General features: G+C 69.8%; 13 protein-coding genes. 4 read left to right on the top strand and 9 right to left on the bottom strand.

The window, feature by feature from the left end:
* Positions 1–104 precede the first annotated feature (104 nt).
* A complete protein-coding gene (locus K7G59_RS06250; RefSeq protein ID WP_225830923.1) occupies positions 105–3119 on the top strand; it encodes a bifunctional [glutamine synthetase] adenylyltransferase/[glutamine synthetase]-adenylyl-L-tyrosine phosphorylase in 3015 nt (1004 codons plus the stop codon).
* On the opposite strand, the gene K7G59_RS06255 is transcribed toward K7G59_RS06250, so the two are convergent.
* The 6 genes from K7G59_RS06255 to K7G59_RS06280 form a co-directional block, all read right to left on the bottom strand.
* Complete coding sequence (locus tag K7G59_RS06255) at positions 3101–3976, bottom strand: phosphatase PAP2 family protein (protein ID WP_225830925.1); 876 nt, start codon at positions 3974–3976, stop codon at positions 3101–3103. The genes K7G59_RS06250 and K7G59_RS06255 overlap by 19 nt on opposite strands.
* A 68-nt stretch (positions 3977–4044) precedes the next feature.
* Positions 4045–5079 (bottom strand): LacI family DNA-binding transcriptional regulator, encoded by a 1035-nt coding sequence (locus K7G59_RS06260; RefSeq protein WP_308294998.1) that lies wholly within the window; start codon positions 5077–5079, stop codon positions 4045–4047.
* A gap of 25 nt (positions 5080–5104) precedes the next feature.
* Positions 5105–6754 carry a glycoside hydrolase family 13 protein gene (locus K7G59_RS06265; RefSeq protein WP_225830928.1) on the bottom strand — a complete coding sequence of 550 codons (1650 nt, stop codon included), beginning with the start codon at positions 6752–6754 and terminating at the stop codon, positions 5105–5107.
* 83 nt (positions 6755–6837) lie between these two features.
* Positions 6838–7749, bottom strand: a complete 912-nt coding sequence (locus K7G59_RS06270; protein WP_225830930.1) for a sugar ABC transporter permease — start codon at positions 7747–7749, stop codon at positions 6838–6840.
* A gap of 12 nt (positions 7750–7761) precedes the next feature.
* Complete coding sequence (locus K7G59_RS06275; protein ID WP_225830932.1) at positions 7762–8760, bottom strand: carbohydrate ABC transporter permease; 999 nt, start codon at positions 8758–8760, stop codon at positions 7762–7764.
* Between the two features lie 131 nt (positions 8761–8891).
* The gene (locus tag K7G59_RS06280; RefSeq protein WP_225830934.1) at positions 8892–10181 is read right to left on the bottom strand and encodes an extracellular solute-binding protein; all 1290 of its coding nucleotides are present in this window, start codon (positions 10179–10181) and stop codon (positions 8892–8894) included.
* 485 nt (positions 10182–10666) lie between these two features.
* Here K7G59_RS06280 and K7G59_RS06285 point away from each other — a divergent pair, with 485 nt between their 5' ends.
* From K7G59_RS06285 to K7G59_RS06295, 3 genes are all read left to right on the top strand, one after another.
* Positions 10667–12004, top strand: a complete 1338-nt coding sequence (locus K7G59_RS06285; protein ID WP_225831508.1) for an alpha-amylase family protein — start codon at positions 10667–10669, stop codon at positions 12002–12004.
* Positions 12005–12229: 225 nt separating this feature from the next.
* Complete coding sequence (gene pulA, locus K7G59_RS06290; protein ID WP_225830935.1) at positions 12230–17635, top strand: pullulanase-type alpha-1,6-glucosidase; 5406 nt, start codon at positions 12230–12232, stop codon at positions 17633–17635.
* Between the two features lie 32 nt (positions 17636–17667).
* A complete protein-coding gene (locus tag K7G59_RS06295) occupies positions 17668–18033 on the top strand; it encodes a 5-carboxymethyl-2-hydroxymuconate Delta-isomerase (RefSeq protein ID WP_225830937.1) in 366 nt (121 codons plus the stop codon).
* On the opposite strand, the gene K7G59_RS06300 is transcribed toward K7G59_RS06295, so the two are convergent.
* From K7G59_RS06300 to K7G59_RS06310, 3 genes are all read right to left on the bottom strand, one after another.
* Entirely contained in the window at positions 18030–18746 is a 717-nt protein-coding gene (locus K7G59_RS06300; protein WP_225830940.1) for a TetR/AcrR family transcriptional regulator, read from the bottom strand. The genes K7G59_RS06295 and K7G59_RS06300 overlap by 4 nt on opposite strands.
* Positions 18747–18815: 69 nt before the next feature.
* On the bottom strand, positions 18816–19904 hold the full coding sequence (locus K7G59_RS06305) for a PDR/VanB family oxidoreductase (RefSeq protein ID WP_225830942.1): 1089 nt from the start codon (positions 19902–19904) through the stop codon (positions 18816–18818).
* Positions 19904–20827: a metal-dependent hydrolase gene (locus K7G59_RS06310; protein WP_225830944.1), complete on the bottom strand. Its 924-nt coding sequence runs from the start codon at positions 20825–20827 to the stop codon at positions 19904–19906. The genes K7G59_RS06305 and K7G59_RS06310 overlap by 1 nt, the downstream gene beginning before the upstream one ends.
* Positions 20828–20859: the final 32 nt, after the last annotated feature.

The following is a 20859-nucleotide window of genomic DNA, read 5'->3' on the forward strand; positions in this document are numbered from 1 at the left end:
CCCGCGCCCCGCGCCCCCGCGCACCAGACCTGCCGCACATCCCCGCCCGGCGCGTTGCAGATAGGCTCTGGCCAGGACAAAGCACATCCGGAGGGAGGCCGCGGATGACGCCGGGGCGCAGAAGCAGTACCTTCACTCGGCTGCTGCGGCACGGCTTCACCGACCCGTCCGCCGCCGAGGCCCTCCTGGACGGCCCCGAGCTGGCCCCCGTCCGCAACGACCCGGTGCTCCTGGAAGCCCTCGGCGCCACCGCCGATCCCGACCTCGCCCTGCACGGCCTGGTCCGCCTCCTGGAGGCCCAGCCCACCCCCGCGGCCCACCGCGAACTGCTGGACACCCTCATCGCGGCCAAGCCCCTGCGCGACCGCCTCCTCGGTGTCCTCGGATCCTCCGCCGCCCTCGCCGACCACCTCGCCCGCCATCCCCGCGACTGGAAGGCCCTGGTCACCTACGAGCCCCGCGACCTCCACCCCGGCGTGGCCGAGTTCGAGCGCGGCCTGGCCGGGGCCACCGACCCCGTCTCCCTGCGCGTGGCCTACCGCCGCTGCCTGCTGTCCATCGCCGCCCGGGACGTGTGCGGGACCACCGACCTCGCCGAGTCCGCCGCCGAACTGGCCGACCTGGCCACCGCCACCCTCCGCGCGGCCCTGGCGATAGCCGAGGCGTCGGCCCCCGAGGACGCCGCGGCCTGCCGCCTGGCGGTGATCGCGATGGGCAAGTGCGGCGGCCACGAGCTGAACTACGTCTCCGACGTCGACGTCATCTTCGTAGGGGAGGCCGTCGAGGGCGGCGACGAGGCCAAGGCCCTGCGCTCCGCGACCAGACTGGCCTCGCACATGATGCGGATCTGCTCCGAGACGACGATCGAGGGCTCGATCTGGCCGGTCGACGCCAACCTCCGCCCCGAGGGCCGCAACGGCCCCCTCGTGCGCACCCTCAGCAGCCACCTCGCCTACTACCAGCGATGGGCCAAGACCTGGGAGTTCCAGGCCCTGCTCAAGGCCCGCCCGGTGGCCGGCGACGCCGACCTGGGCCGGGCCTACATCGACGCCCTCGAACCCCTCGTCTGGAAGGCCGCCGAACGCGAGAACTTCGTCGCCGACGTCCAGAAGATGCGCCGCAGGGTCGTGGAGAACATCCCCGTCGCCGAGATCGAACGCGAACTCAAACTCGGCCCCGGCGGCCTGCGGGACGTCGAATTCGCCGTGCAGCTGCTGCAGTTGGTCCACGGCCGCGACGACCCCTCGCTGCGCAGCGGCACCACCCTCGACGCCCTGCAGGCCCTCGCCGCCGGCGGCTACGTGGGCCGCTCCGACGGCCTCCAGCTGGACCATGCCTACCGCTTCCTGCGCTCCATGGAGCACCGCATCCAGCTCTACCGGCTGCGCCGCACCCACCTCGTCCCGCAGGCCGAGCCCGACCTGCGCCGCCTCGGCCGTTCCCTGGGCCTGCGCGCCGACCCGGTGGCCGAGTTGAACCGCGAATGGCGGCGGCACGCCACCGTCGTCCGCCGCCTGCACGAGAAGCTCTTCTACCGTCCGCTGCTCGACGCGGTCGCCCAACTCGCCCCCGGCGAGGCCAGGCTGAGCCCCGAAGCGGCCCGCGAACGCCTCGTCGCCCTCGGCTACCACGACCCCGCCGCAGCCCTGCGCCACCTGGAGGCCCTGGCCTCCGGCGTCACCCGCAAGGCGGCCATCCAGCGCACCCTGCTGCCCGTCCTGCTCGGCTGGTTCGCCGACTCCGCCGACCCCGACGCGGGCCTGCTCAACTTCCGCAAGGTCTCCGACGCGCTCGGCAAGACCCCCTGGTACCTGCGCCTGCTCAGGGACGAGGGCGCGGCGGCCGAGAACCTGGCCCGCGTCCTGTCGGCCGGCCGCCTCGCCCCCGACCTGCTCATGCGCGCCCCCGAGGCGGTGGCCCTGCTCGGCGAGGGCGACGGCACCGGCCCGGCCGGCGGCGGTCTGGAGCCACGTGGCCGGGCCCAGCTGGAGCAGGAGATCCTCGCCGCCGTGGGCCGCGCCGAGAACGCCGAACAGGGCGTCACCGCGGCCCGCGGAGTACGCCGCCGGGAGCTTTTCCGCACCGCCGCCGCCGACATCGTCGGCTCCTACGGCACCGAGACCAGCCCCGCCGAGGCCGATCAGGGCGCCCTGGTGGACCGGGTCGGCGCGGCCGTCTCCGACCTGACCGCCGCCACCCTCGCCGGCACCCTGCGCGCCGTGGTCCGCGACGGCTGGGGCGACACGCTCCCCACGCGTTTCGCGATCATAGGAATGGGCCGCTTCGGCGGCCACGAGCTGGGCTACGGCTCCGACGCCGACGTGCTGTTCGTGCACGAGCCGCGCGAGGGCGTCGACGAGCAGGAGGCCTCCGCCGCCGCGAACAAGGTCGTCGCCGAGATGCGCCGCCTGCTCCAGCTGCCCAGCGCCGACCCGCCGCTGCTCATCGACGCCGACCTGCGCCCGGAGGGCAAGTCCGGCCCGCTGGTGCGCACCCTGAAGTCGTACGAGGCGTACTACCGCCGCTGGTCCCTGGTCTGGGAGTCACAGGCGCTGCTGCGTGCCGAACCGGTCGCCGGGGACGAGGACCTCGGCCGGCGCTTCGTCGAGCTGATCGACCCGCTGCGCTACCCGGCCGAGGGACTCGGCGAGGACGCCGTGCGCGAGATCCGCCGGCTGAAGGCCCGTATGGAGTCGGAGCGGCTGCCGCGCGGCGCCGACCCCAGACTGCACACCAAGCTCGGCCCCGGCGGCCTGTCCGACGTCGAGTGGACCGTCCAGCTGCTCCAGCTCAGGCACGGCTGGGCCGAGCCCGGCCTGCGCACCACCCGCACCCGCGAGGCCCTCGCCGCCGCCCGCGCGGCCGGTCTGATCTCCGGCGAGGACGCGGCCGTCCTGGACGAGTCGTGGGTGCTGGCCACCCAGGTGCGCAACGCGGTCATGCTGGTGCGCGGCCGGGCCGGGGACACCTTCCCCACCGATCCGCGCGAGCTGGCCGCCGTCGGCCGCTACCTCGGCTACGGCGCCGGGCACGCCGGCGACATGCTGGACGCCTACCGCCGTACCACCCGCAGGGCGCGCACGGTCGTGGCGGAACTGTTCTACGGCACCGGCGACTGAGCGGTCCCGGTGGCCGGCACCGGCACCGCGACCAGCCGGGGCAGGGCGTGCGGCAGGGCGCCGTACCACATCCGGACCACCCCGAAACCGAAGGTCAGGCACACCACACCGCCCACCGCGTCCAGCCAGAAGTGGTTGGCCGTGGCGACGATCACCGTCAGGGTCGCCGCCGGGTAGAGCAGTCCCAGCACCCGTGCCCACGGCACCGAGGCCAGTGCGAAGATCGTCAGCCCGCACCACAGCGACCAGCCGATGTGCATCGACGGCATCGCCGCGTACTGGTTCGACATGTCCTTCAGGTCGCCGGAGGCCATCGAGCCCCAGGTGTGGTGGGCCATGACCGTGTCCACGAAGCCTCCGCCGCGCATCAACCGCGGGGGAGCGAGCGGGAACAGGTAGTAACCGACCAGGGCCACACCCGTGGTCGCGAACAGCACCAGCCGGGCCGCCGAGTACCGGCCGGGATGCCACCGGTACAGCCACACCAGCACACCCAGCGTGATCACGAAGTGCAGGGTGGCGTAGTAGTAGTTCATGCCGATGATCAGCCAAGTCACCGAGTTCACGGTGTGATTGACCGACCCCTCGACAGCGATGCCCAGATGGTGCTCCACGCGCCAGATCCAGTCGGCGTTGCGCAGCGCCTCGTGCCGCTCCTCCGGGACCGCGTTGCGGATCAGTGAGTACGTCCAGTAACTCACCGCGATCAGAAGGATCTCGAACCACAGCCGGGGCCGCCGTGGGCTGCGCAGCCGGTCCACCCAGACACGCGGACCCCAGCTGCCCCCGCCCATGACGGCCCGCGGAACGGCCACTTTCTCGCGACCGTCCGGATCTGTCACCGTCGAGTCACTCATAGCCACAGAGTCTGCCAGAAAAGACTTCTCCGGCCGATCATCCCAAGGTTGGGTCCGCGGCGCGACCCCTACTGCGTACGGAGGACATGCGGCGCGGAAGCGGTCGAACCACGCACCACCAGCTCCGGCATGAACACGAATTCACTGTGCGGCGCCGGCGTCCCGCCGATCTCCTCCAGCAACGTGCGCACCGCCGCCTGCCCCATCGCCGGGACCGGTTTGCGGACCGTGGTCAGCGGCGGATCGGTGAAGGCGATCAGCGGGGAGTCGTCGAAGCCCACCACCGATATGTCCCGGGGCACCTCCAGACCCCGCTGCCGGGCCGCCCGTATCGCACCGAGCGCCATCATGTCGCTCGCGCACACCACCGCTGTGCACTCCCGGTCGATCAGCGCGGTCGCCGCTGCCTGACCACCCTCCAGCGTGTACAGCGAGTGCTGGACCAGCTCCTTCTCGACGGTCTCCGGGCTCAGCCCCACCTGTTCGTGCATCGCGCGGACGAAGCCCTCTATCTTGCGCTGCACCGGCACGAACCGCTTCGGCCCGAGCGCCAGACCGATCCGCAGGTGCCCCAGCGACGCCAGATGCGTCACCGCGAGCGCCATCGCCGCCCGGTCGTCGGGGGATATGAACGGCGCCTGCACCTTCGGCGAGAAACCGTCCACCAGCACGAACGGCACGCCCTGCGCCCGCAGCCGCTCATAGCGCTGCATGTCGGCGGTGGTGTCGGCGTGCAGTCCGGAGACGTAGATGATGCCCGCGACCCCACGGTCCACCAGCATCTCGGTCAGCTCGTCCTCCGTCGACCCGCCCGGGGTCTGGGTGGCGAGCACCGGCGTGTAGCCCTGCCGGGTCAGTGCCTGCCCGATCACCTGCGCCAGCGCCGGGAAGATCGGATTCTCCAGCTCGGGGGTGATCAGGCCGACCAGACCCTCGCTGCGCTGGCGCAGCCGTACGGGCCGCTCGTAGCCCAGGACGTCCAGTGCGGCCAGCACGGACTGGCGGGTGGTAGCGGCGACGCCCGCCTTGCCGTTGAGGACGCGGCTGACGGTCGCCTCGCTGACCCCCGCCTGAGCAGCGATGTCGGCTAGCCGTGTGGTCACAGGAGTGGACTGTACCGGTCGCATGTCAGACTGCCCACCAGACGGTTGAATCGACGGGCAGCTCGGTGACTTCGGCCCCCGCGGACACATCGGCGCTCGCCAGCAGAACGGTGCCCGGCGTGGGCACGGAGACCGGGGCGGCGGTGAGGTTCACGGTGCACACGAAGGAGCCCTCGGCCGTGTCCCGGCGGAACGCCAGGACGCCCTCCGGGCTGTCCAGCCAGGTCACCTGACGGCCCGCGCCCAGCGCCGGGTGCTCACGGCGCACCGCGAGCGCGCTGCGGTAGAACTCCAGCGTCGACGTCGGGTCGCCCTCCTGCGCCTCGACCGTCAGGTCCTTCCAGTTCGCCGGCTGCGGCAGCCAGCTCGGGCCGCCCTCGACCGGACCGAAACCGAACGGCGCCTTCGTGCCCGACCACGGCAGCGGCACCCGGCAGCCGTCCCGCGTGCCGTCCTGGCCCGAGCTGCGGAAGAACGCCGGGTCCTGGCGCACCTCGTCGGGCAGGTCCACGACCTCCGGCAGGCCGAGCTCCTCACCCTGGTAGAGGTACGCCGAGCCGGGCAGCGCCAGCATGAGCAGCGTCGCCGCCCTGGCCCGGCGCAGGCCGCGTGCCTCGTCCCCGTCCGCGAGGCGCGTGACGTGCCGGACCACGTCGTGGTTGGAGAGCACCCAGGTGGCGGGCGCGTGCACGGAGTTCATCGCGCCGAGCGAGCGGTCGATGACGTCGCGCAGGTCGGCCGCGTTCCAAGCGGTGGTCAGGTAGGTGAAGTTGAAGGCCTGGTGCAGCTCGTCGGGCCGGATGTACAGGGCGCTGCGCTCCACGGTCGGCGTCCACGCCTCCGCGACGGCGATCCGCTCGCCCTGGTACTCGTCCAGGATCCGCCGCCAGCCGCGGTAGATCTCGTGCACCCCGTCCTGGTCGAAGTACGGCACGGCCTCGGTGCCGAGCAGCTTGACCTGCTCGTCATGCCCGATGTCCGGCAGACCGGCGGCCTTGACCAGGCCGTGCGCCACGTCGATGCGGAAGCCGTCGATGCCCAGGTCCAGCCAGAACCGCAGAATCGAGCGGAACTCGTCGTGCACCGCCGGGTGTTCCCAGTTGAAGTCGGGCTGCTCGGGGGCGAACAGGTGCAGGTACCACTCGCCGTCCGCGACCCGCGTCCAGGCCGGGCCGCCGAAGATGGACTCCCAGTCGTTGGGCGGCAGCTCACCGTCGGCGCCCTTGCCGGGGCGGAAGTGGAAGCGTTCCCTGATCGGCGATCCGGGGCCCTCGCGCAGCGCCTGCTTGAACCACTCGTGCTGGTCGGAGCAGTGGTTGGGCACCAGGTCCACGATCACCCGCAGGCCCAGCGCGTGCGCATCGCGCACCAGGTCGTCGGCGTCGGTGAGGGTGCCGAACATCGGGTCGACGGCGCGGTAGTCGGCGACGTCGTAGCCCGCGTCCGCCTGCGGGGAGGCGTAGAACGGCGACAGCCAGACGGCGTCGACACCCAGCTTCTTCAGGTACGGCAGACGGGCCCGGATGCCGGGCAGATCGCCCATGCCGTCTCCGTTGCCGTCGGCGAAACTACGCGGATAGACCTGGTAGATGACCGCGTCGCGCCACCACTCCCGGCGCCCGGAGGCGGCGGAGGAGGCGTCGGTGGGCACTGTGTCGGTGACGTGCTGGGTCATGGATTCCCTTAAGGATGCGGGGGAACGGAAGCGCTTGCTAACGAGACGGGGCCGGGCGGGGTTTCCGCCCGGCCGTCCGGTGGTCAGGATTTGGTGCCGCCGGCCGTCAGCCCGGACACCAGGCTGCGCTGCACGAGCATGAACACGATGGCCGCCGGGATGGTGATGATGATCGCCGTGGCCGAGGTCCAGGCCCAGTCGGGTCGCTGGTCCTGGGCGAAGGTGCGGATACCGACGGCGAGCGTGTAGTGGTCGGACTGCATGAACTGCGTGGCGTAGGCGACCTCGCCCCAGGCGGTGAGGAAGCTGTAGAACGCGGTCACCGCGAGACCCGGCCTGGCCAGCGGCACGATCAGCCGCCAGAAGGTGCCGAACGGGGTCAGGCCGTCCACCCGGCCCGCCTCGTCGATCTCCTTGGGGATGGTGTCGAAGTAGCCCTTCATCATCCAGGCGCAGAACGGCACCGCCGTGGTCGAGTAGGCCAGGATGAGGCCGAGATAGTTGTCCAGCAGGTCCAGGTCGGACATCAGCAGGTACAGCGGCACGATCAGCACGATGCTCGGGAACATCTGGGTGACCAGGAAGGTCCACATCAGCTGCCTGCTGCCGGGGAACTTCATCCGGGACACCGCGTAGCCGGCGGTCGCCGCGAGGAAGACGCCGAGCGCGGTGGTGCCGCCCGCCACGATGACCGTGTTCAGGAACCACTTGGGCAGGTCCGAGTGGGACAGGACGTCGCTGTAGTTGTGCAGGCTGAGCTTGTCCAGCACCTCGCTGGGCTGCTGCCAGGCGTCCTTCGGGCCGAGCGAGATGAAGAAGATCCACACCACGGGGAAGGCCGCGATCAGGGTCGCGAGGATCAGCGTGCCGTGCAGGGCGATCGAGGCTCCGAGGCTCCGCTCCTCCCGGCTGCGCACCTTGCGGGCGCGGGGGGCGGAGTCGGGCTGGGCGGCGGAGCGGGCCGGCGCGGCGGTCTCGTGCGTTGCTGCGGTCATGACGATGGCTCCTTACGCCTGCTCGGACTTCAGGGTGCTGCGGCGGTAGAACGTCGAGAAGGCCATCAGGAGGGCGAGGATGATGATCCCGTAGGTCGCCGCTCCCGCGTAGTCCGAGACGCCGACGAAGGCCTTGCGGAAGGCGAAGGTGACGAGGATGTCGGTGTCGCCGGTGGTGTTGTTGCCCAGCAGCAGGTAGATGACGTTGAACATGTTGAACGTCCAGATGCAGCCCAGCAGGATCACGGTGTTCGTCACCGGGCGCAGGCCGGGCAGGGTGACGTTGACGAAGCGCTGCCAGGGCGAGGCGCCGTCCATCTCCGCCGCCTCGTACAGCTCCTTCGGGATCGACTGCAGACCGCCGAGGACGGCGACCATGTTGAAGGGGATGCCGATCCAGACGTTCACCATGATGACGGCGATCTTCTGGGCCAGCGGAGTGCCGAGCCAGTCCTGCGCGGGCAGTCCGACGGCGGTGATGATGTCGTTGAAGACGCCGTACTGGGAGTTGAGCATCAGCCGCCAGGCGAACACGCCGATGAACGACGGGACGGCCCAGGGCAGGATCAGCATCGCGCGGTAGAAGCCCCGCAGACGCATCTTGCGGTTGAGGATCACCGCCAGACCCATGCCGAGGCCGACCTGGAGGGCGACGCAGGAGACGGTCCACACGATCGTCCAGACCAGGCGCGGGTAGAAGTCGCTGTCCGCGCCCGACAGGACGTGCCAGTAGTTGTGGAGGCCGACGAAGTGGTAGGTCGCCGGCCGGTGGAAGGCGCCGATCGTGGTCGCGACGTTCGCCTCGTTGGCGTCGGTCAACGACTGGAAGATGCCGTAGCCCAGGGGATAGAGGACCAGTACGGCCATGACGACGGCGACCGGAGTCACCATCGCCCAGGCGTACCAGTACTTGTCCCACGACCGCCTGAGCGCCGAAACGCGTGCGGGGCGCGGGGACTGCTCACCTCGCGCTGTCTTGTCGGTCTGTTCGGTGCTCGCTGCGGTCGTCATGGTCATCGGCTCTTTCGCGGCAGAAGTCTGGTGATTCCCGCAGCCCCGGGGAGCCCCGGTCGGGGCGGCAGCGGGGAAGTGTCCCCGGGGCTGCGTGTCCTTCGGTTACCGTTCGGCTACTGGCGGTTCGGTCAGCCGATGGAGTAGCCGGGCAGGAGCGACTGGAACTCCTTGGCGGTGGCGTCCAGGCCGGCCTTGACCGACTCGCCGCCCTGGAGGATCTTCACGTAGTTCTGAGCGAGCGGCGTGAACAGCGAACCCACCTGCGGGAGCGCGACGCGCGGGCGTGCGGTCTGCTCCAGGATCGGCTTGAAGCCGGCGATCTTGGCGTCACCCATGACCGTGGTGGTGTAGGCCGACTTGCGGGTCGGCAGGGTGCCGTTCTTCTCCGCGATCGTGATCTGGCTCGAGGTGGACGTCATGAACTGCGTGAACAGGTAGCTGGCGTCCAGGTTCTTCGAGCCCTGGTAGACGGTGAGGTTGTGGCCGCCGGTCGGGGCCTGGGCCTTGCCGCCGGCGCCGGCCGGGACGGGCGCGTAGCCGAGGTTGTCCTCGTGGCCCTTGAACGCCTTACCGGTCAGGTCGTCGCCGACCGACCAGGGACCCTGGACCAGCATGGCGACCTTGCCGCTCTTGAAGGCGGTCTGCATGTTCTGGTAGGCGTTCGCGAAGTCGACCTTCATCGAGGCCTCGTCGCCGATCTTCTTGGCGGTGGTGAGGGCCTTCACGGCGGCGGCGTCGTTGATCGTGATCTTCTTCGCGGACGGGTCGGCCATGTCCGCGCCGTTGCTGTAGAGCAGCGGGAGCAGGAAGTAGGAGTCGGGGTTCAGGTAGGTGCCGTAGGCCCCGGTCTTCGCCTTGATCGTCTTGGAGTCGGCGATGAACTCGTCCCAGGTGGCCGGCGGCTTGGCGATGCCGGCCTTCTTGAGCAGGTCCTTGTTGTACAGCAGGCCCAGGGTGTCGGTGACCGACGGGACACCGTAGGTCTTGCCGTTGTACTTGGTGGTGTTCATCGGACCGGCGTTGAAGTCCGAGGCGTTCTTCAGCGCGGGGGTGCCGTCGAGCGGGGCGATGTAGCCCAGCGAGGCGTACTCCGCCATCAGGCCGACGTCGGTGCGGACGACGTCCGGGGCGCCCTTGCCGCTCTTGGCGGCCGACTTGAACTTCTGCTCGACATCGGTGAACGGGATGTTCTGGTAGTTCACCTTGATCTTCGGGTACTTGGCCTCGAACTGCTTGATCAGGGCCTTGTATGCCGGGGCCTCGTTCGCCGCGTCCGAGGTGTCCCAGTACGTGATCGTGCCGGAGACGTCCTTGGGGTTCTTCGGCTTGCTGGACGCGTTGTCGTCCGAGCCGCCACAGGCGGTGGCGGAGAGGGCGATCACGGTGACCGCGGCGGCGATCGATATGCCACGTCGCATATGAGCTCCTAGAAGTGGGGTGCCCGGATCATCCCTTGGGAAGACCGCGGGTGCCGTCTGTCCCAATCGACGGCCGCCGGGCGCGGATGGAAATTAACAGGACTGCAAGACCTTGCGAAAGGCGTTGCAAGAAACTTTCTGGCAGATCCCGCAAGCGTGACGTTTCCGTTACCGGCGTGTGTCGTCCGGCCTGCGGCGGCGGGTCCGCCACCGCGCGCCGGCCGTCTCTTTCATGGGCTGTGCAACGTCCCCGAAATGCTTTCCAGATCTTGCTGAAACATGACGGCCGTTATAGCGTCCGCACACCCTCGGCGCGGTTGATCGCGCAACGGCCGCCGCGCCGTGCCCGCCCGCATCCCCACGGGCATCCCCCACCCCCACGCGCAAGCAGCGCAGGAGAGTACATGGCCAGAACTGCCATAACTGGCAAATCCCCCAGAACGCCCAGAACCGTCCTGGCCGCCACGACCGCACTCGCGGCCGTCATGGCGGTCTCGCTGGGTCTGCCCGCGGGCGTCGCCGAGGCGTCCCCGCCCGGCACCAAGGACGTCACCGCCGTCCTCTTCGAGTGGAAGTACGACTCGGTCGCCAGGGAGTGCACCAACACCCTCGGCCCCGCCGGGTACGGCTACGTCCAGGTGTCCCCGCCCGCCGAGCACGTCCAGGGCTCGCAGTGGTGGACCTCGTACCAGCCGGTGTCGTACAAGATCGCGGGCCGCCTCGGCGACCGCGCCTCGTTCCAGAACATGGTGAACACCTGCCACGCGGCGGGCGTGAAGGTCGTCGTCGACACGGTGATCAACCACATGTCGGCGGGCTCCGGCACCGGCACGGGAGGCTCCTCGTACACCAAGTACGACTACCCCGGCCTGTACTCGGTCTACGACTTCGACGACTGCATGTCCCAGGTCACCAACTACCAGGACCGCTGGAACGTCCAGCACTGCGAACTGGTGGGCCTGGCCGACCTGGACACCGGCGAGGACTACGTCCGCAGGACGATCGCCGGCTACATGAACGACCTGCTGACCCTCGGAGTGGACGGCTTCCGCATCGACGCCGCCAAGCACATCCCCGCGGACGACCTGGCCAACATCAAGAGCCGCCTGACGAACCCTTCCGTCTACTGGAAGCAGGAGGTCATCTACGGCGCCAACGAGGCGGTCCAGCCCTCGGAGTACACCGGCAACGGTGACGTCCAGGAGTTCCGCTACGCCTACGACCTCAAGCGGGTCTTCAACAACGAGAAGCTCGCCTATCTGTCGAACTTCGGGGAGGGCTGGGGCTACCTCAGCAGCTCCGTGGCGGGCGTCTTCGTGGACAACCACGACACCGAACGCAACGGAAGCACCCTCAACTACAAGGACGGCGCCAACTACACCCTGGCCAACGTCTTCATGCTCGCCTACCCCTACGGCGCCCCCGACATCAACTCCGGCTACGAGTGGACGGACACCGACGCGGGCCCGCCCAACGGCGGCACGGTAAACGCCTGCTGGCAGGACGGCTGGAAGTGCCAGCACGCCTGGCCGGAGATCATCCGCATGGTCGCCTTCCGCAACGCGACACGCGGCGAGCCGGTGTCGAACTGGTGGGACGACGGCAACAACGCCATCGGCTTCGGCCGGGGGAGCAAGGGCTACGTGGCGATCAACCACGAGACCTCGTCCGTGACCCACACCTACCAGACGTCCCTTCCCGCGGGCACGTACTGCAACGTCCAGAACAACACACCGGTGACCGTGAACTCCAGTGGGCAGTTCACCGCCACCCTGGGCTCCAACACGGCGCTGGCGATCTACGCCGGCAAGTCGACCTGCTGAACGGCTCCTTGTGCAGCCGGACGAGCCGCCCGTCGCGTACGGGCGGTTCGCCCGCATGTGGAGAACCGCACGTCAAGAAGCTGGATGAAAGTCCTTGCCGTCTGTTTCAAGCCTCTTGCTGTAAACCTTTCGTTAGGGATACGGTCGCGCGGACGTCCGGCCCGTAGCCGCGCCGCGGCCTCGGGCCGGGCCCACCAGAGCCGTAATCGCTAGGAGTTCACGCCTGTGATACCGAGATGGCCGGCGCCCGGAACGCGCCGTTCCGTATTCCTCAGACGCGGCGCGGCAGGTACCGCGGTCGCCCTCGCCGCAGCACTCGTCCCCCCGCTCGCCGCACACGCGGACACCCCGCCCCCGCCTCCCTCGGACGCCACGCTCGCCGCTCAGCCCGCCCGGCACGACGACACGCGCGAGCAGTTCTACTTCGTCATGCCGGACCGGTTCGCCAACGGGGACACGGCCAACGACCGGGGCGGGCTCACCGGGTCACGCCTCAGCACCGGTTACGACCCCACCGACAAGGGCTTCTACCAGGGCGGCGACCTCAAGGGCCTGACCAAGAAGCTCGACTACATCAAGGGGCTCGGCACCACCGCCATCTGGATGGCGCCGATCTTCAAGAACCGGCCCGTGCAGGGGACGGGCAGCAACGTCTCCGCCGGCTACCACGGCTACTGGATCACCGACTTCACCCAGGTCGACCCGCACTTCGGGACGAACAAGGACCTCGAGACCCTCATCTCCAAGGCCCACGCCAAGGGCATGAAGGTCTTCTTCGACGTCATCACCAACCACACCGCCGACGTCGTGGACTACCAGGAGAAGTCCTACGAGTACCTCTCCAAGGGGGCGTTCCCGTACCTCACCAAGAACGGGCGGCCCTTCGACGACTCCGACTACGCCGACGGCACGCGGAAGTTCCCCGCCGTCGACGCGGACTCCTTCCCGCGCACCCCGGCTGTCACGAGCGACAGCAAGGTCCCGGCCTGGCTCAACGACCCGACGATGTACCACAACCGGGGCGACTCCACGTACGCCGGTGAGTCCACGACGTACGGCGACTTCTCCGGGCTCGACGACCTGTGGACCGAGCGTCCCGAGGTCGTCCAGGGCATGGAGAAGATCTACGAGCGGTGGGTCCGCGACTTCGGCGTCGACGGGTTCCGGATCGACACCGTCAAGCACGTGAACATGGACTTCTGGACCCAGTGGGCCACGGCACTGGACAAGTACGCCGCCGCCCAGGGCCGGAAGAACTTCTTCATGTTCGGCGAGGTCTACTCCGCCGACACCTCCGTCACCGCCCCGTACGTCACCCAGGGCCGCCTCGACGCCACCCTCGACTTCCCCTTCCAGGACGCGGCCCGCACCTACGCCTCCCAGGGCGGCAGCGCGCAGAAGCTCGCCTCCGTCTTCGGCGACGACTACAAGTACACGACCGACAAGGCCAACGCCTACGAGCAGGTGACCTTCCTCGGCAACCACGACATGGGCCGCATCGGGTACTTCCTGAAGCAGGACAACCCGAAGGCCACGGACGCCGAGATCCTGCGCAAGGACGAGCTCGCCAACGAGCTGATGTTCCTCAGCCGCGGCAACCCGGTCGTCTACTACGGCGACGAGCAGGGCTTCACCGGCTCCGGAGGCGACAAGGACGCCCGCCAGACCATGTTCGCCTCCAAGGTCGCCGACTACCTCGACGACGACGAGATCGGCACCGACCGTACCCACGCCGACGACTCGTACGACACGAGCGCACCGCTGTACAAGGAGATCGCCGCGCTCAGCGAACTCCGCAAGAACAATCCGGCCCTGGCGGACGGGGTCCAGACCGAGCGGTACGCCGCCGACGGCGCCGGGATCTACGCCTTCACCCGCACGGACGCCGCGACGGGCCAGGAGTACGTCGTCGCCTTCAACAACGCCGACGACGAGAAGTCCGCCACCTTCGCGACCGGGTCGGCGGACATGGCCTACCAGGGTGTCTACGGCACGAACGGCACGCTGACGTCCGACGCCGACCGCAAGGTCACCGTCTCCGTCCCGGCCGGTTCCGCCGTCGTCTACAAGGCCACCGGCACCCTCGCCGAGCCCGCCACCCAGCCCACCGTCACCCTGAAGGCCCCGGCCGCCGGCGCCACCGGCACCGTGGACGTCGGCGCCGACGTGGACGGCGGCCGGCTGAACCGGGTCGTCTTCGCCGCCCAGGTCGGAAACGGCGCCTGGCAGACGCTCGGCTCCGCCGACCACGCCCCCTACAAGGTCACCCAGGTCATCGGCAAGGACGTACCGGCCGGCACCGCGCTGCGTTACAAGGCGGTCGTGATCGACTCCGCCGGACACACCGCGAGCACCCTGGCGGACAGCACCACCGGCACCCCGGCCGCCCCCGAGATCCCCAGGGCCTCCTCCCGGGACTACGCGGTCGTCCACTACAAGCGCACCGACGGCGACTACGCCGACTGGGGCCTGTACGCCTGGGGCGACCTCGCCGACGGCGAGGCCACGAACTGGCCCGCCAGCCATCCGTTCGTCGGCCGGGACGCGTACGGCGCCTTCGCCTACGTCAAGCTCAAGCCGGGCGCGTCCACCGTCGGCTTCCTGGTCATCGACAAGGACGGCAACAAGGACGTCTCCGCCGACCGGAGCATCGACGTCACCAGGACGGGTGAGGTCTGGATCGAGCAGGGCAACCCGGACATCCGCACCCAGCGGCCCGACTACCCCGCGCAGGACACCACCAAGGCGGTCATCCACTACCACCGCGCCGACGGGGACTACGACGGCTGGGGCCTGCACGTCTGGACGGGTGCCGCGAACCCCACCGACTGGTCGGACCCGCTGAAGCCGGTGAAGACTGATGCCTATGGTGCGGTCTTCGAGGTACCGCTCACCGAGGGTGCCACCAGCCTCAGCTACATCATCCACAAGGGCGGCGAGAAGGACCTCGCCACCGACCAGTCCCTGGACCTCAAGGCGAACGGCCATGAGGTGTGGCTGTTGAACGGCCAGGAGAAGTACCTGCTGCCGCAGTCGGCGGGCAGCGCCGCGGCCCTCGACCTGACCACCTCCAAGGCGATCTGGATCGACCGGAACACTCTCGCCTGGAACGGCGCCGACGCAGCCGCCTCCACCCAGCTGCTGTCCAGCCACGACGGCTCGATCGCCGTCAAGGACGGGACGCTGACCAGCGACGACGAGCGCTGGATCCGGCTGACGAAGACCAGCCTCACGGACGCCCAGAAGGCGAAGTTCCCGCACCTGAAGGACTATGCCGCCTGGTCCGTGGACCCGCGCGACCGGGACCGGGTGCGCGCGGCCCTCAAGGGCCAGCTCGTCGCCTCGCAGCGGGCCGCGAACGGCGCCGTCCTGGCCGCGACCGGCGTGCAGATCGCGGGCGTGCTGGACGACCTGTACCCCGGTGCGACGAAGGCGAAGCTGGGGCCGGTCTTCCACGACGGCAGGCCCACCCTCGCCGTCTGGGCGCCCACGGCGCAGAGCGTCTCACTGGAGCTGGACGGCTCGGTCAAGGCCATGCACCGCGACGACACCACCGGCGTCTGGTCCGTCACCGGCCCGGCGTCCTGGAAGGGCAAGGCCTACCGGTACGTGGTGAAGGTCTGGGCGCCCAGCGTCGGCAAGATGGTCACCAACAAGGTCACCGACCCCTACTCGGTCGCCCTCACCGCGAACTCCGAGCGCAGCCTGGTCGTCGACCTGGGCGACAAGTCCCTCGCCCCGAGCGGCTGGGCGGGCCTGCACAAGCCCACGGCAGTGCCGCTGAAGGACGCGCAGATCCAGGAGCTGCACATCCGGGACTTCTCGGTCGCGGACAAGACCGTCCCGGCGAAGGACCAGGGCACCTATCTGGCCTTCACGGACAAGGACAGCGACGGCTCCCGGCACCTGAAGGAGCTCGCGAAGTCCGGGACGTCGTACGTCCACCTCCTGCCCGCCTTCGACTTCTCCACGGTCCCCGAGAAGAAGGCCGACCAGGCGACCACCGACTGCGATCTCGCCGCCTACCCGGCCGACTCCGACAAGCAGCAGGAGTGCGTGGCGAAGATCGCCGCGAAGGACGCCTACAACTGGGGCTACGACCCGTACCACTTCACCGTGCCGGAGGGCTCGTACGCCACCGACCCGGACGGCACCGCCCGCACGGTCCAGTTCCGCAAGATGGTCAAGGCGCTGAACGAGGACGGCCTGCGGGTCGTCATGGACGTCGTCTACAACCACACCGCGGCCAGCGGCCAGGCGGACACCTCCGTCCTCGACAAGATCGTGCCCGGCTACTACCAGCGGCTCCTCGCCGACGGCAGCGTGGCCAACAGCACCTGCTGCGCCAACACCGCGCCCGAGAACGCGATGATGGGCAAGCTGGTCGTGGACTCGATCGTCACCTGGGCCAAGGAGTACAAGGTCGACGGATTCCGCTTCGACCTCATGGGCCACCACCCGAAGGCCAACATCCTCGCGGTCAGGAAGGCCCTCGACGCGCTGACCCTGGACAAGGACGGCGTCGACGGCAAGAAGATCATCCTGTACGGGGAGGGCTGGAACTTCGGGGAGGTCGCGAACGACGCCCGGTTCGTGCAGGCCACACAGGCGAACATGGCCGGCACCGGCATCGCCACCTTCTCCGACCGTGCCCGTGACGCGGTGCGCGGCGGCAGCCCCTTCGACTCCGACCCCGGCGTCCAGGGCTTCGCGTCCGGCCTGTACACCGACCCCAACTCCTCCACCGCCAACGGCACCGAGGCGGAGCAGAAGGCCCGGCTGCTGCACTACCAGGACCTGATCAAGATCGGGCTGACCGGCAACCTCGCGAAGTACCACTTCACGGACGACGACGGCAAGGAGGTCACCGGCGCCGAGGTCGACTACAACGGCGCGCCCGCCGGCTACGCGGACGCGCCCGGCGACGCCGTGGCCTACATGGACGCGCACGACAACGAGACGCTGTTCGACGCGCTGGCCTACAAGCTCCCGAAGGACACGTCCGCGTCCGACCGGGCCCGCATGCAGGTCCTCGCGATGGCCACGGCAGCCCTCTCGCAGGGGCCGGCCATGTCCCAGGCGGGCAGCGACCTGCTGCGCTCCAAGTCCCTGGACCGCAACTCCTTCGACAGCGGCGACTGGTTCAACGCCATCCACTGGAACTGCGCCGACGGCAACGGCTTCGGGCAGGGGCTGCCGATGGCGGCCGACAACAAGTCCAAGTGGACCTACGCCGAGCCGCTGCTGGGCACGGTCAAGGTGGGCTGCCCGGAGATCGACGGGGCCTCGGCCGCCTACCAGGACCTGCTGAAGATCCGCACGACGGAGCAGGCGTTCTCGCTCGGTACGGCCGCGCAGGTGCAGGACCAGCTCTCCTTCCCGCTGTCGGGCAAGGACGAGACCCCGGGCGTGATCACCATGAAGCTCGGTGACCTGGTCGTCGTCTTCAACGCCACCCCGCAGCGCCAGGAGCAGCGGATCGGCGCCCTCGCCGGGACGCCGTACGCCCTGCACCCGGTTCAGGCCGACGGCGCGGACGCGGTGGTGAAGACCTCCTCCTACGCTGCCGACTCGGGCACCTTCACCGTCCCGGCGCGGACCGTGGCGGTGTTCACGCGGGCGGCGCAGTAGGGTCGGACCTTAGCCGTGGAACAGGAGTGCTCATGCCGCAGATCACCGTCGACTACTCGCACCCGGTGGAAGACTCCTTCGACGAGAAGGGCTTCGCGCGGGCGTTGCACGAGGCGACCGTCGAGATCGCCGCGGCGAAGCCGGAGGCGTGCAAGACGCTGTTCCGGTACAGCGACTCCTGTGCGTTCGGATACGAGGATCCCGAGGCGGGCGGGCACGCCATCGTGCACGTGAGCATCGGGCTCCTCGCCGGACGCAGCGACGAGACGAAGGCGCGGCTGACGGAGGCGGTGCTGGAGCTGATCCGGGGGCACGTGCCGCCGCAGGACGGCGTCACCCTGCACGCCTCCGCCGAGGTCCGTGACCTCGACCCGTCGTACCGGAAGTTCGATCGCTAGGAGCCCAGCGAGACGAGCCGGCCGATCAGCTCCGCGAAGGGGCCGTCGGCCGGCTCGTCCTTCACTATCTTCTTCAGCAGGGCGGCCATCTCCTCGTCGTACGCCGCGCTCACCGCGGCCAGGGCGGCGAAGTCGTGCACGAGCTGGCGCTCCAGCTCGGCACGCGGGATGCGCCGCCCGTCCAGCCAGAGCAGCGCCGTCGACTCGGCGAGCGAGACCCACGAGCGGACGACCAGTTCCAGCCGCGGGGAGGCCTCCGTCACCTCGAGGTGCGTGAGGATCTGGTCGAACGCGGCCTGCCGTACGGAGTCGATGAGCGCGTTGGCCGTCGACGCATGGTCTTTCGTGCCGACTCCGTCCGCGGGCACGGCCGGGCCGCCGCGCATCAGCGCGGAGAAACCGGGGCCGTGATCGTCCACGAAGTCGAAGAAGCGGCGCATCACGCGCAGCAGCCGGGCCCCGAGCGGCCCCTCGCGCGGCTCCGTGAACCGCGCCGCCAGATCGTCCGAGGCACGCTTCAACGCGGCCTCGTACAGGCTGAGCTTGCCGGGGAAGTAGTGGTACACGAGGGGGCGCGAGATGCCCGCCGCCGCCGCGATCTCGTCGATGGAGACCTCGTCGGGCGATCGTCGGCTGAACAGGTCGAGGGCGACACCGATCAGCTGCTGCCGCCGCTCCTCGACGCCCATCCTGCGGCGAACCCCGGTACTCATGCGAACACCTTACCGAGGGGAACCGGCCCCCCAAGGGGCCGGACGGCCTCGGTATGCGCCAGAGAAGCTTCACATGTCGAGCACGAGACGCTCACCTCTGGCTCTCGACACACAGATGAGCATCGAGTCGGCACGCTCCGCATCGGTGAGCAGCTCGTCCCGGTGCTCCACCTGGCCCTCCAGCACCCGCTGTCGGCAGGTGCCGCAGAAACCCTGCCGGCAGGAGTAGGCGGTGTCCGGCAGCTCCCGGCGCACGGCGGTCAGCACGGTGGTGTCGGCCTCGACCGTCAACGTGCGCCCGCTGCGCCGCAGTTCGACCTCGAAGGCCCGGTTGCCCTCGGTGGACAGGCGTGGCACGAACCGCTCCAGGTGCAGGGCGGCACCCTCGGGCAGCCGCGCCTCGACCGCCGCCATCAGTCCCTCCGGGCCGCAGCAGTACACGGCCGTCCCCGCGGGCATCCCGGCGAACAGCACGTCCAGGTCCGGCCGCCCGACCTCGTCCTCGGCGGCGACGGTCAGCCTCCCCGGAGCTCTCGGCTCCGCTCCAGCAGGGGGCACCCCCGTCCCGGCGAGCCCGCACACCTCCTCCAGGAAGGGCATCGAGGCCCGCGTCCGCCCGCAGTACAGCATCCGCCAGTCGGCGCCGTCCGGCAGGGAGCGCAGCATCGGCAGGATCGGGGTGATGCCGATACCGCCGGCGACGAAGACGTACGACTCCGCCTCGACCAGCGGGAAGCGGTTCCGGGGGCCGCGCACCTCCAGCTCCATGCCCTCGGCCAACTGCTCGTGCACCTCGCGGGAACCGCCGCGCCCGTCCTCGACGAGCCGCGTGGCGACCGTGTACGACGAGGGATCCTCCGGGTCGCCGCACAGCGAGTACTGCCGTACCAGCCCCGACGGCAGCACCACGTCGAGATGCGCACCGGGCTCCCAGCGCGGCAACTGTCCGCCCTCCAGGCGCAGTCGTACGACACCGTCGGCGATCGTCTCGTGCGCGGCGAGCCGCAGCCGCATGGCGCGTGAGCGCGGCCGGCCGGAGACCGGCGGGTCCAGGGCGGGCAGCGGCCACAGCGGCGAGGACCGGACGCGGCGGCGCAGGGCCCGCCGGGTCAGCACGGCGGCGCCCGCGACGAGCGCGACGGTATGCAGCTTCGGCATCACGACACCTCCCCCTCTGCCTCGACGGCGTGGGACCCCCGCTGCGCGGCGAGCGCGGCGGGGGAGGCGGCCAGATAGGCGACAGCCCGCGCGGTGGAGCCCTCCTGGGAGGGGTGGTAGGTGCGGCTGAGGTAGCGCGGGACGGACTTCAGCACAGCCCCGGTGCTGGGCAGGGTGCCGCGCCGGCCGCTCAGGTAGAAGTCCTTGAAGGAGGCCTTGCCGTCCACCAGGGTCGGGTCGTTCTCCATGAAGAAACGGGCCCCGCGCTGCCACAGGAACACCAGCGCGGTGAACGCCGTCGCCCAGGTGCGCACCCGGCGCCGGTAGCTGCCGTCGACGTGCATGAACAGGTCGAAGGCGACCGAGCGGTGCTCGACCTCCTCGGCGCCGTGCCAGCGCAGCAGGTCCAGCATGGTCGGATCGGCGCCGCGCCGGTCCAGCTCGGTCGCGCCCAGCACCCAGTCGCCGAGGAAGGCGGTGTAGTGCTCGATGGCCGCGATCAGCGCGACCCGCTCCAGCAGCCACCAGCGGCGCGCCCTGCCCGGCGGCAGCGTGCGGTCGCCGAGCAGCTTCTCGAAGAACCAGTCGACCTGCGCGGTGTACGGCGTCGGGTCGAGGCCCTGCTCCCGCAGGTGCGGCAGCACCTCGTCGTGGGCCTGGGAGTGCATGGCCTCCTGCCCGATGAACCCGACGACGTCCTCGCGCAGCCGCTCGTCCCGGATGAGCGGCAGCACCTGCTTGTACACGTGCACGAACCACCGTTCACCGGCGGGCAGCAGCAGGTGCAGCACGTTGATCGTGTGCGTGGTGAAGGGGTCGCCGGGCACCCAGTGCAGCGGGGTGTCCTGCCACGAGAAGGACACGTTGCGGGCCGTGAGTGCGATGTGTTCGGACTCCACCGGCCGGGCCAGCTTGTGAGACATGGCGTCAATGTACTGATGGGTAGTCGCTCTGA

Source organism: Streptomyces sp. NK08204, from assembly GCF_020400585.1.
GTDB lineage: Bacteria > Actinomycetota > Actinomycetes > Streptomycetales > Streptomycetaceae > Streptomyces.

What these genes read in the sequence shown, in the direction of transcription:
- K7G59_RS06275 (WP_225830932.1), bottom strand. Translation starts at nt 8,760, where the DNA reads ATGACGACCGCAGCGAGCACCGAACAGACCGACAAGACAGCGCGAGGT.
- K7G59_RS06270 (WP_225830930.1), bottom strand. Translation starts at nt 7,749, where the DNA reads ATGACCGCAGCAACGCACGAGACCGCCGCGCCGGCCCGCTCCGCCGCC.
- K7G59_RS06265 (WP_225830928.1), bottom strand. Translation starts at nt 6,754, where the DNA reads ATGACCCAGCACGTCACCGACACAGTGCCCACCGACGCCTCCTCCGCC.
- K7G59_RS06295 (WP_225830937.1), top strand. Translation starts at nt 17,668, where the DNA reads ATGCCGCAGATCACCGTCGACTACTCGCACCCGGTGGAAGACTCCTTC.
- K7G59_RS06255 (WP_225830925.1), bottom strand. Translation starts at nt 3,976, where the DNA reads ATGAGTGACTCGACGGTGACAGATCCGGACGGTCGCGAGAAAGTGGCC.
- K7G59_RS06250 (WP_225830923.1), top strand. Translation starts at nt 105, where the DNA reads ATGACGCCGGGGCGCAGAAGCAGTACCTTCACTCGGCTGCTGCGGCAC.
- K7G59_RS06305 (WP_225830942.1), bottom strand. Translation starts at nt 19,904, where the DNA reads ATGCCGAAGCTGCATACCGTCGCGCTCGTCGCGGGCGCCGCCGTGCTG.
- K7G59_RS06310 (WP_225830944.1), bottom strand. Translation starts at nt 20,827, where the DNA reads ATGTCTCACAAGCTGGCCCGGCCGGTGGAGTCCGAACACATCGCACTC.
- K7G59_RS06300 (WP_225830940.1), bottom strand. Translation starts at nt 18,746, where the DNA reads ATGAGTACCGGGGTTCGCCGCAGGATGGGCGTCGAGGAGCGGCGGCAG.
- K7G59_RS06280 (WP_225830934.1), bottom strand. Translation starts at nt 10,181, where the DNA reads ATGCGACGTGGCATATCGATCGCCGCCGCGGTCACCGTGATCGCCCTC.
- K7G59_RS06285 (WP_225831508.1), top strand. Translation starts at nt 10,667, where the DNA reads ATGGCGGTCTCGCTGGGTCTGCCCGCGGGCGTCGCCGAGGCGTCCCCG.